We start from the raw sequence: 14,423 nt of genomic DNA on the forward strand, positions 1-14,423 counted from the left end.
GCCCATAAACGAGGATGATCGGCGATAGTGGGCGCAAGGACGCGCGCGCCGCGTCGCGCATCGGGAGAAGGAGAGGGCATGAACCTGCACATCAAGGCGAACGTGATCAGCATCCACCACAAGATGGAGGTCCTCGACGACGCGGACCAGCCGGTTTACCGGGCGTCAAGCAAGGCGATCACGCTGCACGACAGGACCTACCTTGAGGACGCCGCGGGCAATGAGGTGGCCTACATCCACGCCAAGGCGGTGTCGCTGCATCACGTGTACTACGTGGAGATGGCCGGCGGCCAGAGCTTCGAGCTGAGCGAGCAGCTGTTCCATATGAAGGACATCATCGACGTTCCGGACCTCGGGTGGCAGATCCGCGGCAACGTGCTGGCCTTCGACTTCGAGGTGGTCGACGCCGATGAGCGCGTGCTGGCTTTGGCGCATCGCAAGCTCGTGTCGGTGCACGGCGTGTACGACCTGGAGATCGCCGACGAGGGCCATGCCGACGAGCTGGTGGCCCTGTTCATCGTGGTCAACCATATCGTGCAGTCGCGCAGCGATGCCATGATGATGAGCTCGACGGGCGGTTCCGGCCAGTCGTGAGAGCGGGCGCACCCGCGCGACACGGCACCCGGCTCAGGGCACAAAAAATGGGACGACGCGCGTCCCAAAGTGAAGAAGAAGGGTTCTGCCCCCTCCAAAAAACAGAACCCTTTTCTTTACCGAAGCATCAAGCCTCTGCAAATGCAGGGATCATTATAGACCCCTCTCCACGAAATCACAACATATTTTTTCGGCAGACAACCGCCACGCATGTGAACAGGCAAAACGGCAAGCACTATCTGAGAGCGAAGTTGACGGTTCGGTAACGGCGGCCTATCTGCACCCTAGCTCACGGTGCCGAACCGGTCCTGCCCGATCACCACTACGATCTCATGCTCGCGCCCCCAGGAAGACCCCTCCACCAGCTGCTCGACCTTCTGGATGCCCAGCGCCTCCGCGATGTCCTCGGCCTCGGCCCGGTGTTCCTCGCTTCGGTAGAGCACGGACGATTCCGCCATGTCCTCGACGGCCGCGTTCGCCGTCACGATGTCGGCGAACCCCGCATTCTCAAGCTGGCGCTGCACCTGTGCCGCCGCTCCCTCGCGACCCCAGGCGTTGACGACGGCGATCCGGCCTGCGGAGTCGGGCATGACGTCCTCGCGCTCGATCGGCAGGGCGGTGGGCGGCTCGGACAGCACGCGCAGGACGCTTGCTATGCCGAGGCCGATGATCGTCGCCAGCACGGCGAATACGATGAGCGATCCTATGAGCAACGGCTTGTTCTGGCGCGGCACGGCCATGGCGTCCTCCTGTGCGCGATGGGTGTTTTGCCAGTGTAGCATCCCTTTGCCTTCAAAGCGCGCGAAGCGACCCCCATCGTTTTTCGTTGCACGCGAATCCGGCCGTTCGCGGCCGGGGTGCCGCCCGCACCTCAGGCTTTCGCTTCGGCTTCCCTGGTCAGGCGTTTGCGCAGGCCGGGGGTTACGGGGAACTCGAAGGCGCGCTTCGTGCGCACGCAGCCGAGGAACCCCAGGTCGGCCAGCTTCATGAGGTCGGCGCGCGCCGTGGCGTAGGCAACGCGGTGCGTCTTCTGGTGCGACTCGATCTTGAAGACGGCGTCGGGGTCGCTCAGGGCCGTCTGCAGCACGCGGCGCTGGCGGTGGTTGAGGTCGAGGTCCTCGCGAATGGTGCGAGAGAACATCTCGTCCAGCTGAATAACGCGCTTGAGCTCGGCTTCAACCTCGTCGAGCTTCTGCCTGACGAGCCGCGTCATCACGCCCATATAAATAGTGTAGTCCACCTCGCCGGCGGCCAGCACCTCCGCGTCCTCGAGCGATGCCATCACGGCGGGCGGGCGCAGGACGCCGCCCGCCCAGTCGCGGCAGGCCTGCGTGACGGGCACGTAGCAGAGCACCGGCAGATGCGCCCGTTTGAACAGCAGCTTCATGGCCAGCGACGCCACCGTGCCGTTCCACGAGGGCAGGGGCAGCGTGCTCATGAGCAGATGGCGGATGCCGAGCGCGAGCAGCAGCGGGTGCTCGGTGTCGGGGTCGTCGGCGAGGTTGATGAGCCGTGCGGCCAGCGCGAGCGTGGACGTGGTGTCCAGGCGCTTGCGCTTCCAGAGGCGCGACTCCTGCAGGGCCGAGGGCGTCGTCTGCTCGCCGACCCCCTCCGATACGGCCTCGTAGATGCGCAGCAGCAGATCGATCGTGCACGGCTCGTCGGCATGCTCGTCCAGCTCCCAGATGGCGCGATGGCCGTTGAGCAGCAGCCGCTCCTCCTTCGTCTCCGGCTCCCGCTCGTCGAGCAGCACCTCGCGGGCCTTTTCGTAGCCGATGTCCAGCCCGTCCTCGCGGATGGTGGAGATGGCCTCGTTGATGTGCGTCTCCACGAGAAAGTAGGTCGTGTTGCGCGAGGTGACGGCCGCGTGGAGCCACGAGCCCTCGGCGCATCGGCGGTTGACGTTGTCCAGGTCGGCCTGGATGGAGCGGGTGGGGGAGAACCAGCCCGTGCGGCCGCCGCCGTCGCGGAACGGCAGCTCGATGGCGGTCTGGCGGCGCAGCGTGCTCAGGATGTCCCAGGTCTGGTCGCGCGTGAGGCCCTCGGGCATGATCATGGCGTCGAACTCGGCGCGCGGCAGCGGATGCTCGTCGGCGAGCCGGCGCAGGTTGGCGAAGGCGGGATCCTTGAGCAGCGCGAGCAGGCGCTCGGCGACGTCGTCCGGGTTCTTCGCGCGCTTCCCCATGTTCCGCTCCTTCCGCCGTTTTCAGTAGTATCAATGATTGATAAATAATAGTACGCCGGGATCGACGGAGGGTCAAGAGGCGGTTGATAAAGCGATTGACATGCGATTATAGCGAGATTCGACACAGGACCAACCCTCCTTGCGCGCTCGCTTAATTATCAATTATTTCGATATTGACAATTAAAACGAACGCCCTCATAGTCTGCCTTGAGGGCCCGGGGAGGCCCTCGCAGGAGAGGGAAGGGAGAACATCATGTTGAACGAGGAGAGAATCTCGCGAAGGAACTTCGTCGGCGCCGCGCTTGCCGGATCGATGGGGCTCGCCGCCACGTCAATCCTGGGCGGGTGCAGCCCGTCGGGCTCCGCTGACGCGCCCGCCGCATCGGGTGGGGCCGACGCGGGCTCGTGGACGCAGGAGGCCGACGTCGTGGTGGTGGGCGCGGGTGCGGGCGGGTTCGCGGCTGCCATCGAGGCCGCCAACGCCGGCGCGAGCGTGCTTCTGCTGGAGAAAGGCAACGCCATCGGCGGCGATTCGGTGCTGTGCGACGGCATCCTGGGCGCGGCCGGCTCGCGGCTCGCGAAGGAGGCGGGCGTGGACGCGACCGTCGACGACGTGTACGCGTGGTTCATGGCGCACCCCGAGTGGTACGGCCCGAAGGACCCCGAGGTCGTGCGCGTGAACGCCGACAAGGGCGGCGAGACGATCGACTGGCTCCAGGACCTCGGCGTTCCCTTCGAGCCCGAGGTGGCGCCCCGCTTCGGCTACACCGAGCTGCCGGTGATCCACCAGGTGGACGGCAAGGGCGCCGCGATGGTGCAGGTGCTCGCCGACGCCGCCGACAAGGCCGGCGTGCAGACGCTGCTCGAGACGCGCGCGACGAAGCTCGTCACGGACGACGCAGGCCGCGTGATCGGCGTCGAGGCGACGCAGAAGTCCGATGCCGTGCGCTTCAAGGCGAACAAGGGCGTGGTCATGGCCACCGGCAGCTACGCCGGCAGCACCGACATGCTGGCCACCATGAACGCCGAGTGCGCCAACCTGCTGCCCGGCTCGCATCCCGGGGCCACCGGCGACGGCGTGGCCATGGCGTTCGAGGTGGGCGCGTTCACCGGCCGCACGTCCGAGCTGCCGCTCATGAGCTCGCTCGCGGGCCTCGAGACGAAGACGTCCATCATCAACATCAACTACGGCCAGCGCATTCCCGGCCTGTGGCTCGACGCGAACGGCGAGCGCTTCTTCAACGAGGAGACACCCTACGAGAACCCCAACGGGCACCGCGCCATCCTGCGCAAGCAGAACGAGCAGGGGCGTCCCGTCGTCCTGCTGCTTCCCACCACGCCCGAGCTCGAGGCCCTGCTGGCCGTGCGCCCGCTCGAATGGGCCACGGGCGAGACCGTGGAGGAGGTGGCCGCGCAGGTGGGCCTCGACGGCGCGAAGGTGAAGGCCACGGTGGACCGTTACAACGGCTTCTGCGAAGCAGGCCGCGACGACGACTTCGGCCGTCCCGCCGAGCTCCTCGTTCCCATGACCGGCCCGTTCTACGCGGCGTCGGTGATGGTGAGCACCTCGGTGACCATGGGCGGCTTCAAGACGAATGCCCAGGCCCAGGCGCTGCGGCTCAAGGGCATGGGCGCCGACGCCATCGTTGAACCCATTCCCGGCCTGTACGCCGCAGGCGTGGTGTGCGAGTGGAACTGCGCCGCCGGAGCCACCGTGCTCTCCGCCATGACCCTCGGCCGCGTCGCCGGCCAGAACGCGGCGGCGGGCGCGTAACGGCCCTCTTCCCCCAGGGCGCCGCGCCCTTCCCCTCCTTCTCGAGGGCGCGGCGCCCGCCAGTCCGAGCCGCCCGGTCGCACCCCGCACCCGGGCGGCTCGTTGCGCTCTGCGCCCACGACGCAGGGGGTGTTGCACGAAATTTGCGCCTGTGCGAGCTGTTAGCCGAGGCTTGACGCATCGTCAAGATGCGGCTCACACAAAGCACCAGGTCAGCCAATCGCCGATTCCTTCTTCAAAAGTTAACTTAATCAAACACCTCGCACAGACGCACATCTCGTGCGCCGCGCTCGCGCTGGCCGCTTCCCGACGCGCTCGATCGGGCCTATACTACGATCATCGGTGCAAGGCGGTGCGAAAGGCGGGGCATGTCCAACGCGTTCGACGACGTTCCCATCACCTGCGCCCTCGACTCGTCGGGGCGGCTGCGCCACGTCGACGACGTCCCGAACGGCGAGGCGTGCGGATGCGTCTGCCCTGCGTGCGGCCACGCGATGCTTGCCGTCCAGGGGAGCAAGCTGATCCACCATTTCAGGCACAAGGGCAGGTCGTGCGCGTGGGCCGTGGACGCGATGGTGCAGCTCCTCGCCAGGGATGTCCTCGCCGAGCGGATGCGGTTCACCTTTCCGGAGCTGCGCTGCCACGACTTCGAGAAGGACGCGCCCCTCGTGTTGGCGAAGCCTGTGGCGGTCGCGCTCTCGGGCGTGTCGGAGGAGGCCGTGAGCTCGCGGCGCGTGCCCGAGATCGTGCTGCACCTTGGCGCTTCCCGGAGGATATGCCTTGTCGTATGGGCCTCGCATGCGCCCACCGACGCGCAGGTTTCCCAGGTGAGGGAGGCGGGACTCGACCTCGTGGGGATCGACCTCCGCGCGCTCTACGACTGGCTCAGGCGGCGGGAGGGCAAGCACGCCGACAGGGAGCGGCTCTACCGGCGCATTCAGGAGCGGTCCACCATCGAGGAGCTTCTGGCCACGGCCTCGCCCGCCTTCAAGCGGTGGATCGTCAACGCGAAGGCGTTGGCTGCGGAAGCCGAGTCGCGGGAGCGCGAGCGCGCCGAGCGGGAGAGGCACCGGCGCGAGGAGGCCGAGCGACGCAAACGCGAGGAAGCCGAGAAGCGCGAGGCCGCCGAAGCCGCTCTGCGCGCCGAGGAGGAGGCCCGCCAGGCGCGACATGCGGAGGAGCGGTTCCGGATCGAGAGGGAGAAGGCCGAAGCGGAGGCGCGGAGGATCGAGGCCCTCGGATTCCGGGCGGTCCCGCTGGTGAGGGATTCGGTCGTCCCCGAGGTGGAGGATTGCCCGATCAAAGGCAAGGCCAACCTCGCAGCGGATTGCGGCGCCTATCTGTTCTCGACGAGCCGCTGCCCGCACTTCCATCAACTCTGCAACTACAACGTCGCCTGCACCTGGCGCGAAGCGTAGGAGGGTGGACGGAGGCTCGCAGAACGGCGAGCCGGGCTCGGCATGCTTTCTGCACGAGATTTGCGTCTGTGCGAGCTGTTAGCCGAGGTTTGACGGAGCGTCAAAATGCAGCTCAGACAAAGCACCAGGTCAGCAAACCGGCATTTCGTCCATTTTGAGTTAACCAGAGGAAACACCTCGCACAAGCGCAAATCTCATGCACAGCAGACGCCTTCCGGCCCTTCGCTGCGCGCTTGGCGGCTCGTGCTATACTGGGCGCCGAACGGACGAGGACGAGGTGCGCATGGTCAACATCCCCAGCCCGGCCCTGGCTATCGTGGGCCGGCATAACTCAGGCAAGACGACGCTTATCGAGCAGCTCATCGCCGAGCTCGTGGCGCGCGGCCACGACGTGGGCAGCGTGAAGCACCACAGCCACGTGGGCTTCGACATCGACTACCCCGGCAAGGACTCCTACCGCCACCGCGCCGCCGGCGCGTCTGAGACGGTGATCGCCGCGCCGGGCCAGGTGGCGCGTATCAAGACGGTGTCGGGCGAGGTTGAGTGCTCCGACATCGTGCGCAGCATGCCCGGCCACGACATCGTCATCGTGGAGGGCTACCGCAAAAGCGGCCTGCCCACCATCGAGCTCATGCGCTCCGGCAACGAGGCCGACTCCCGCGTGGCCGAGGTGTTCGCCGAGGGCGCGCGCCGCGGTTGGCCGCTGGGCACGGACTTCACCCAGTTCACGCGCGGGGAGGTACCGCCGGCGGACGACGACGCGGCCCGCGAGGCGCTCCGTCGCGCCCAGGCCGAATCGCGCGAGGCGGCCGGCGATCACTTCAAGACGCAGCATCCCGACCACGTGGACATCTCCAACAAGCTGCCCACGTCCGACACGGTGGCCGTCGTCACCGACATCGCCGAGGCGCGCCAGGCGGCCGACCTCTACAACGTGCCCGCGTTCGCGCTCGACGACATCGCGGGGCTCGCGGACTTCGTCGAGGCCCATTACGTGCGGCCGCGCGTGACCGTGGTCATCCAGGCGGGCGGCGAGAGCCGGCGCATGGGGCAGAGCAAGGCGACGGTGCCCTTCGCGGGGCGGCCGCTCATCTGCCGCCTCATCGAGCGGCTCGGCCCCGTGTCCGACGACCTGGTCATCACCACGAACGAGCCCGACAACCTGGCCTTTCTGCACGCCGAGTTCCCGCAGTACAACATCCAGCTCGTGTGCGACGCCTTCGACGTGCGCGGGGCGCTGCAAGGGCTCTACACGGCGCTGCAGGCCGCGCGCAACCCGTACGTGGCCGTGGTGGCCTGCGACATGGTGTTCGCCTCGGCGTCGCTCGTGGTGGCCGAAGCGCTTGCCATGAACGAGTCCGGTGCCGACATCGTGGTGCCGGTGAACAAGCACGGCTTCGAGCCGTTCCATGCCATGTACCGCCGCATGGGCTGCCTGCCCGCCGTGCGCGCCGCGCTCGACCGGGGCGAGAAGCGCGCCCAGTCGTTCTTCGGCGACGTGGACGTGTTCGAGTTCACGCAGGACCGCGTGCTGGAGGCCGAGCCCATGGGCGGCTGCTTCATCAACGCGAACACGCCCGAGGAGCTGCGCAACCTCGAGGAATCGTTCCTCGAGAAGTAAAGGAGAGAATTCGCGATGCCTAACCTCATCGACATAGTGGAAGTGGCCGAGGCGCTGGAGACGAAGGCGGTGTATTTGGCCCCCGATCGCTGCGTGGTCGTGCGCAACCGCCACGCCTCGTGCGCAAAGTGCGCCGACGCGTGCCCGTCTGGCGCCGTGTTCGCGGCGAACAACGTGCTCGAACTCGACGAGGGGATGTGCGTGGCCTGCGGCGCGTGCACGACGGCCTGCCCCACCGAGGCGCTCATCCCGCTGCAGCCGCTCGACGAGGACCTGGCGGCTGCGGTGGCCGATGCGGTGGTGGCCACGGACGGTGCGGCCGTGTTCGCGTGCGCGCGCATCGCGTCGAAGCACGTGGGCGACCCGACGAAGTACGCCGAGGTGCCCTGCCTCGCCCGCATGGAGGAGAGCGTGCTCCTGGGCCTGGCCGCGCGCGGCGTGCGCGACATCGTGCTGGTGGACGGAACGTGCGCCACCTGCAAGTTCCGCGCCAACGTGCCCGGCATCGACGCTGTCGTGGCCTCGGCGAACGACCTCATCGCCACGCAGGGCTCCGACATCCGCGTGGTGCGGGCGTCGGAGTTTCCCGAGGTGGCGCTGCTGGAGGATCGGCAGAAGCTGCTCGGCGCGTCGCGGCGCGGGTTTTTCACGCAGGCGCGCTCGCGGGCGAAGGACGCGGCCGGCAAGACCGTCGAGGTGGTGGCGTTCAAGAACGACGGCTCGCGGGGCCCATCGCTGCGCGAGCGGCTGAAGATGTCCGACGCGGGAACGCTTCCGCAGTTCAACCCCGAGCGCCGCATGCGCGTGCTCGACGCGATGGACCAGCTCGGCCAGCCCGTCGTGCCCGAGATCGACACGCGGCTGTTCGGCAGCGTGAGCATCGACGCGGAGAAGTGCAGCGCGTGCGGCATGTGCACGGTGTTCTGCCCCACGGGCGCGCTCAAGAAGAGCGAGCTTGAGCCCGAGGACGGCGAGGGGAGCCTTCTCGAGTTCTCGGCGGCCGACTGCGTTCAGTGCAACCTCTGCGCCGACGCGTGCCTGAAGAACTGCCTGACGGTGAGCGCGACCGTGTCCACCGAGGAGCTGTTCGACTTCGAGCCGCGCCTCATCCACCTGCCCGACCCGCCCAAGCGCACCGGCATCCTCTCCAGCCTCAAGCGGTAGGCGCGTGACAAAGGGGCGGGACGGCTGTGCAACTAATCTTCGCTCTGCCCTTCGCCGGGAGTTTCGCTGCGTTTTGCCAACTGTTCCTTCCATTTGTACAGATACTACTGTATAAAGAAGCGGAACAGTTAGGAGAGTCATCATGAACAGCGACTTCATCGTGGCGGTGCACGCGCTCGTGTTCCTCAACCACAACCAGGGCATCGTGTCGAGCGAGATGCTCGCCGACAACGTGTGCACGAACGCCGCGCGCATCCGCAAGATCATGGCACCGCTCAAGCGTGCCGGCCTGGTGGAGGGACGCGAGGGCAACGAGGGCGGCTACCGCTTCACCGCCGACGCGTGCGCCACCAGCTTGGCCGCCGTGGCCGACGCGCTGGGGGTGCGCTTCGTCGAGGCGCGCTGGCACAGCGGCAGCGCCGACAAGAAATGCCTGGTGGCTTCCGGCATGGCGGGCATCATGGACGACATCTTCGCCGACCTGGACGCGGGCGTGCGCGACCGGCTGGCCGGCATCACCATCGCATCCATCGACGAGCGCATCTTCGCGCGGTAAGGCGGCCGTATGGGCTTCTCACTTGAGACGAGCGTTCCCGCGCTCACCGTGTTCATCCAGGGGCTCTTGAGCTTCTTCTCGCCGTGCGTGCTGCCGCTCATCCCGCTGTACGTGGGCTACCTGGCCGGCGGCGCGGCGAAAACGAACGATGACGGCACCATCGAGTACCCGCGCAAGAAGGTGTTCGTGAACACGCTGTTCTTCGTCGTGGGCGTGAGCTTCGCGTTCTTCCTGCTGGGCTTCGGGTTCACGGCGCTCGGGCAGTTCTTCACGGGCAACCAGCGCGTGTTCTCGGTGGTGGCCGGCATCGTCATGGCAGCGTTCGGCCTGTACATGCTGGGCGCGTTCGGCAAGACGCGCGCCATCGAGACAGAGCGCCGCCTGCCGTTCAACCTGGGCAAGTTCGCCATGAACCCGCTGGTGGCGCTCGTGCTGGGCTTCACGTTCAGCTTCGCGTGGACGCCGTGCGTGGGCCCGGTGCTGGCAAGCGTGCTGCTCATGGCGTCGTCGAGCGCCTCGGCGGCCGCGGGGTACGCGCTCGTGGGCGTGTACACGCTCGGGTTCGTGCTGCCGTTTCTGGCGGTGGGCCTGTTCACGGGCGAGGTGCTGCGGTTCTTCAAGTCGCACGGCAACGTGGTGAAGTACACGGTGAAGGTGGGCGGCGCGCTGCTCATCGTGATGGGCATCATGACCGTGACCGGGTGGATGAACGGCGTGACGAGCTACCTGTCGAACTTCGGCGCCGCGCCGGCCGCGCAGGAGCAGCCGGCCGATCAGGGCGCGGGCACGTCCGGCGGAGCTCCGAAGGCAACCGCACCCGACGACGAGGACTCTTCCGCCTCCGCCGGGGCTGCCTCCGATTCCGATCCCGACGCGCAGCCGGCTCCGCTCGCCGACCTCGCGCTCACGGACCAGAACGGCGTGGAGCACAAGCTGTCCGACTACAAGGGCAAGACGGTGTTCCTCAACTTCTGGGCTACCTGGTGCGGGCCGTGCCAACGCGAGATCCCCGACATCGAGGCGCTGTACAACGACCGCGGCAAGAACGAGGGCGACCTCGTGGTGCTCGGCGTGGCCAACCCCAAGACCGACGAGCATCCGCAGAACAGCGACGGCACCGTGGACGAGGTGAAGGCGTTCATCGACGAGTACGGCATCACGTATCCCGTGCTCATGGACACGACAGGCCAGCTGTTCGCCGCCTACGGCGTCCGGTCGTTCCCGACCACGTTCATGATCGACAAGGACGGCAACGTGTTCGGCTACGTGGCCGGCACGCTCACCGCCGACGTCATGGACAGCATCGTCGAGCAAACCATGTCCGGCGAGCGGAAGTAACCTCGCGTCGGGCGGGCGCACCGCTTGCGGTACCCGCCCGACGTCACGCCGAAGCGGCTCGTGGGAGATCTCGCGGCGCTGAACCCCCGATTGTCGACCCAAACACACGCATGGCGGGTCTGTGGCGTGTGTTTGGGTCGACAATCGGGGGCACCATGAGGAAAATGCGAGAAGCGCCCCGGGGGAGGTGCGGGGGGGTCCTCGCGGAGGCGCGGGGGCGCGCGGGGGGGGGGGGGTCCTTTATGGGGGTTACTTGCCGGCCAGCAGCTTCACCACGTGCAGGGCCTCGGTCATCGTGCGGCCGCAGGCCACGCCGTGCATCTGGTCGGGGTAGTTGCCGCTGAAGAGCGACCCCGAGCAGTCGCCGGCCGCGTAGAGACCCTCGATGGGCTGGAAGTCGGTGCCGAGCGCCTGGCAGTCGGCGTTGATGCGGATGCCGTCGATGGTGGTGAGCAGCGTGCCGCCCAACGTCGCGCCGAAGAACGGCGGCGTGCGCAGCTCGGAGAGGCGGTAGGCCTCCTTGCCGAAGTCCACGTCCTCCTGCATGTCGAACAGCTCGTTGTAGCGCTCGCAGGTGGCGAGGAACGTCTTCTTGGCGTCAGCGTCGAGGCCCAGCTTGTCGGCCAGCTCGTCGAGCGTGTCGGCCTTCTGCAGACGGCCGTCGGCCAGCTCCTTCTCGAAGTATTTGTCCAGATCGTAGGAGCCGTCCTCGCGCTTGGCGCCCAGCACGCCCATGCGGGTGCCGGCCGAGCAGCCCAGCGTATGGAAGCGCTGCACGTCGTCGCCGAAGTTGCCGTCCCACACGCTCACGTACACGCCGCCGGGCTGCTGCGCCGCTGCGTGCGGCAGGTAGTCGTAGTCGGCGGATTCCAGGGTGAAGCGCTCGCCGCGCAGGTTCACCTTGAGGAAGGGCTGCGTGCCGGGGTTGAACTGGCCGTTGCCGGGCCACTGGGGATTGCCGGCCTTGACGGACTCCTCGGTGTAGCCGGCGGTGGTGCCGGGGGCCACGAGGCCGCGGTCGAAGATCATCGTCGCGCTCGTGATGTCCTTCACCGCGCCCGCCCAGAGCGCCGCCTTGATGCCGTCGCCCGTGTTGTTCTGGTTGTAGCCCAGCGCGGTCACGGACGCCGTGGTGATGGGCGAGAGCGCCGAGAGCATCGCCGGGTTCGCGGAGTAGCCGCCGGTGGTGAGCAGCACGCCCTTCTTGGCGTTGATCTGCGTGTAGCCGCCATCGGTCTTGAAGATGGCGCCGGTCACGCGGCCGGAGTCGTCCTTCACCAGCTTCACCAGCTCGTGCTTGTAGGACACCTCGTAGCCGTTGTCGTTCATGACCTTCTCGAACAGCTCGTTGCGCACCGGCACGCCCTCGCGGCCGCCTTCGGCGTTGCCGTAGTGGTGCTCGCCCGAGGGGGTGTAGAAGGGGGTGGCGCCCATGCCGCCCGGCATGTCGAACTCGTCGGCGATGACCACGGCGCCGGCCGCGCTCATGTACTTGTCGACGTACTCGAACATGTCGTTGCTCTCGTTCATCCACATGTTGATGAGGCTGTGGTCGCACGTGCCGCTGGAATAGCGGGCGAACTCGCCGTGGATGCGGGCGCGGTCGGTGTGCACGCCCTGGTCGGTGAAGGGCTTGGTGTCCACCGCGTTGAACCAGTGGCGCGTGGCGCCCACCTCGGAGCCCTTCTCGCAGAGGATGAAGTCCATCTTCTGGTCGGACGCGTACGCGCCGGCGATCATGCCGCCGTTGCCCGCGCCCACGATCAAGAGGTCGGTGTCCTTCGTCTCGGTGATGTCGCCCTCGGCCACCTCGGGCGCGGCGCCCAGCCAGTCCACCGTGATGGCGGCGCTGCCGTCGTCCACGGCTACGACGTTGTTGTCGGCGACGGCGGTGGAAGCGGCACCCTTCGCGTCGGACGCGGCCTCGGCCTCGGCGGTGCCGGCGGCCTTCGGCGCGCAGCCGGCCAGGCCCATCGCGGCCAGCGCGCCGATGCCTGCCGCCCCGCCCAAGAAGCTGCGTCGCGAGATTCCCTGTGATTCCATGATGATCCTCCTTTAAGCGTTTCGCCGTCCGGTTGCTCCGGCGGCTCCCTCGGGTTTCACCATACGGGGCCCGGGCGGGCTTGAAACCACCCCGCCGGGGGCGTTTTGCCGGGTCGGGGGAGGGGTGGCGCGCTCCCCCCGGCGGGGTGATTTGCGCGCGCTTTGCCTGATGGGATGCGGATCGAGGGGCAATCCCCGTCGCGCGGCGCGCCCGCTTCGCGTACAATGGCGACAAGCGACCGAGGGAGGGGATCGTGCGGAAAGCCATGAAACGCGTGCGGGAGGCGGGAAGCGCCCAGGGAGGCGCGGTGCTCGCGTGCGTCGTCGCGCTGGCCATCATGGGCTGCGCGGGCGGCATCCTGAACGCGAGCCTTTACGCGCGCGTGGCTGCGTACTGCGGCATCGCGCGCGAGATATCCACGCTCACCGGCGGCGCGCTGTTCCTCGTGATCTTCCTCGCAGCCACGCGCAAGCCCGCGCTGCTCGACCGACGGCTGCTCACGATGGCGGCGCTCGGATGCGCGGTGACCGCGGCGTTCGTCTTGGAGTTCGGCCTGGGCTCGCAGAACGGCCCGCTCACGGTGGCGGGCTTCCTGTTCTCGAACGCGGCCTCCGTCTGGTCGTCGGTGCTCATCGTCTGCGCGCTCGCTTCGCTGCCGTCGTCGAAGGCGGCGCTCGCGGCCGTGGTGTGCGGCATGGCGCTCGGCGAGGTGGTGCGCGTGCTGCATCCGCCCGTCGGCTTCGAGGTGGGCGTGGTGGAGGTGATGGCCTTCTACGCGGTCATCATCGCGCTGCTGTACCGACGGGGAGGGGCGAAGCTCGACGAGGTGGCCCGCAGCGCGTCGCCCGCCAGCTTGGAGCTTTCGAACCCCGAGTCGTTCCTGCGGCCCGCGCACGCGCTGTTCTTGTGCGTCGCGCTGTTCAGCGTGGCGACGGGCTACGGGCTCACGCTCAACGAGGTGTCGCATGCGCCCATCAGCGTGGACGTGTCGGCGGTCGTGCTGGTGGGTGTGGCCGCATGGATGCTGCTGTCGAAGAGCGCGGAGAAGGAGGACCAGCTGTTCTCGTTCTCGGTGCTTCTGGTGGTGGCCGGCTTCATCATCGCGCCGTTCACGTTTCTGAACGACCTCCCTTCGGCCAACGCCCTTCTGCGCATCGGAGTGCGCTGCTTCGACATGCTCGTGTGGCTGGTGGTGCTGGCGGTGGGGCGGCGCAACCTGCTGGCGCTTCTGCCCACCTACGCGCTCGTGCGCTTCATGAGCGCCGTCGGCACCGACGTGGGCGCGGTGGCGGGGCACACCACCAACGACATCGTGGGCACGAACGGCGACGCGGCCATGCTCATCGCCGAGGTCGTGCTGTTCGCGTTCGTGGCCTTCCTGTGGCTGGGCTTCCGCAGGTTCAGCTTCTCGGAGACGATTCGCGGCGTGGTGGGGATGGGCGCGCCGACGCCGCGCGAGGAGGCGCCCGCTGCCGAGCCGGCGGTGGAGCCGGGTTCCAGCATCGAGGAGCGCTGCGCCCGCCTGGGGGAGGAGCACGGCCTGACCGAGCGCGAGACCGAGATCTTCGCCATGCTGGCGCGCGGCCGCAACGGCCAGTTCGTGATGGAGCACTACGTGGTGTCGCGCAACACCGTGAAAAGCCACGTCAAGCACATCTACGCCAAGCTCGACGTCCACTCCCAGCAAGAGCTCATCGACCTCGTGGAGCACGCGGAGTAGGCGCCGCGT

The 14,423-nt window shown here is 67.8% G+C and carries 11 protein-coding genes; 8 read left to right on the forward strand and 3 right to left on the reverse strand.

Annotation, left to right across the window (positions count from 1 at the left end; all coding sequences use genetic code 11):
* The first annotated feature begins 78 nt into the window (after window positions 1-78).
* Entirely contained in the window at window positions 79-594 is a 516-nt protein-coding gene (locus FX134_RS11945) for an LURP-one-related/scramblase family protein (protein WP_080802220.1), read from the forward strand.
* A gap of 284 nt (window positions 595-878) precedes the next feature.
* Here the strand turns inward: FX134_RS11945 and FX134_RS11950 are convergent, their stop codons facing one another.
* Window positions 879-1,376, reverse strand: coding sequence for a LytR C-terminal domain-containing protein (locus FX134_RS11950; protein WP_080802222.1), 498 nt, complete (start codon window positions 1,374-1,376; stop codon window positions 879-881).
* Window positions 1,377-1,465: 89 nt separating this feature from the next.
* Window positions 1,466-2,779, reverse strand: a complete 1,314-nt coding sequence (locus tag FX134_RS11955) for a Fic family protein (protein ID WP_080802225.1) — start codon at window positions 2,777-2,779, stop codon at window positions 1,466-1,468.
* Window positions 2,780-3,032: 253 nt separating this feature from the next.
* Between FX134_RS11955 and FX134_RS11960 the strand changes: the two genes are divergently transcribed.
* The 6 genes from FX134_RS11960 (at window position 3,033) to FX134_RS11985 (ending at window position 10,650) form a co-directional block, all read left to right on the forward strand.
* Window positions 3,033-4,553, forward strand: coding sequence for an FAD-dependent oxidoreductase (locus FX134_RS11960; RefSeq protein WP_080802227.1), 1,521 nt, complete (start codon window positions 3,033-3,035; stop codon window positions 4,551-4,553).
* 368 nt (window positions 4,554-4,921) lie between these two features.
* The gene (locus FX134_RS11965) at window positions 4,922-5,971 is read left to right on the forward strand and encodes a competence protein CoiA family protein (protein ID WP_080802230.1); all 1,050 of its coding nucleotides are present in this window, start codon (window positions 4,922-4,924) and stop codon (window positions 5,969-5,971) included.
* 283 nt (window positions 5,972-6,254) lie between these two features.
* Window positions 6,255-7,592 (forward strand): molybdopterin-guanine dinucleotide biosynthesis protein B, encoded by a 1,338-nt coding sequence (gene mobB, locus FX134_RS11970; RefSeq protein ID WP_080802233.1) that lies wholly within the window; start codon window positions 6,255-6,257, stop codon window positions 7,590-7,592.
* A gap of 15 nt (window positions 7,593-7,607) precedes the next feature.
* Window positions 7,608-8,756 carry a 4Fe-4S binding protein gene (locus FX134_RS11975; RefSeq protein WP_080802235.1) on the forward strand — a complete coding sequence of 383 codons (1,149 nt, stop codon included), beginning with the start codon at window positions 7,608-7,610 and terminating at the stop codon, window positions 8,754-8,756.
* A 142-nt stretch (window positions 8,757-8,898) separates the two neighbouring features.
* The gene (locus tag FX134_RS11980) at window positions 8,899-9,312 is read left to right on the forward strand and encodes an RrF2 family transcriptional regulator (protein WP_080802238.1); all 414 of its coding nucleotides are present in this window, start codon (window positions 8,899-8,901) and stop codon (window positions 9,310-9,312) included.
* A gap of 9 nt (window positions 9,313-9,321) precedes the next feature.
* Complete coding sequence (locus FX134_RS11985) at window positions 9,322-10,650, forward strand: redoxin domain-containing protein (protein ID WP_080802242.1); 1,329 nt, start codon at window positions 9,322-9,324, stop codon at window positions 10,648-10,650.
* 249 nt (window positions 10,651-10,899) lie between these two features.
* Here FX134_RS11985 and FX134_RS11990 read toward each other — a convergent pair whose 3' ends face one another.
* Window positions 10,900-12,693, reverse strand: coding sequence for an FAD-binding protein (locus tag FX134_RS11990; RefSeq protein WP_080802246.1), 1,794 nt, complete (start codon window positions 12,691-12,693; stop codon window positions 10,900-10,902).
* A 266-nt stretch (window positions 12,694-12,959) separates the two neighbouring features.
* On the opposite strand from FX134_RS11990, the gene FX134_RS11995 reads away from it, so the two are divergent.
* On the forward strand, window positions 12,960-14,414 hold the full coding sequence (locus FX134_RS11995; RefSeq protein ID WP_143412196.1) for a helix-turn-helix transcriptional regulator: 1,455 nt from the start codon (window positions 12,960-12,962) through the stop codon (window positions 14,412-14,414).
* Window positions 14,415-14,423 lie beyond the last annotated feature (9 nt).

Origin of the sequence: Arabiibacter massiliensis, assembly GCF_902386925.1 — a bacterium.
GTDB classification, from domain to species: Bacteria; Actinomycetota; Coriobacteriia; order Coriobacteriales; family Eggerthellaceae; genus Arabiibacter; species Arabiibacter massiliensis.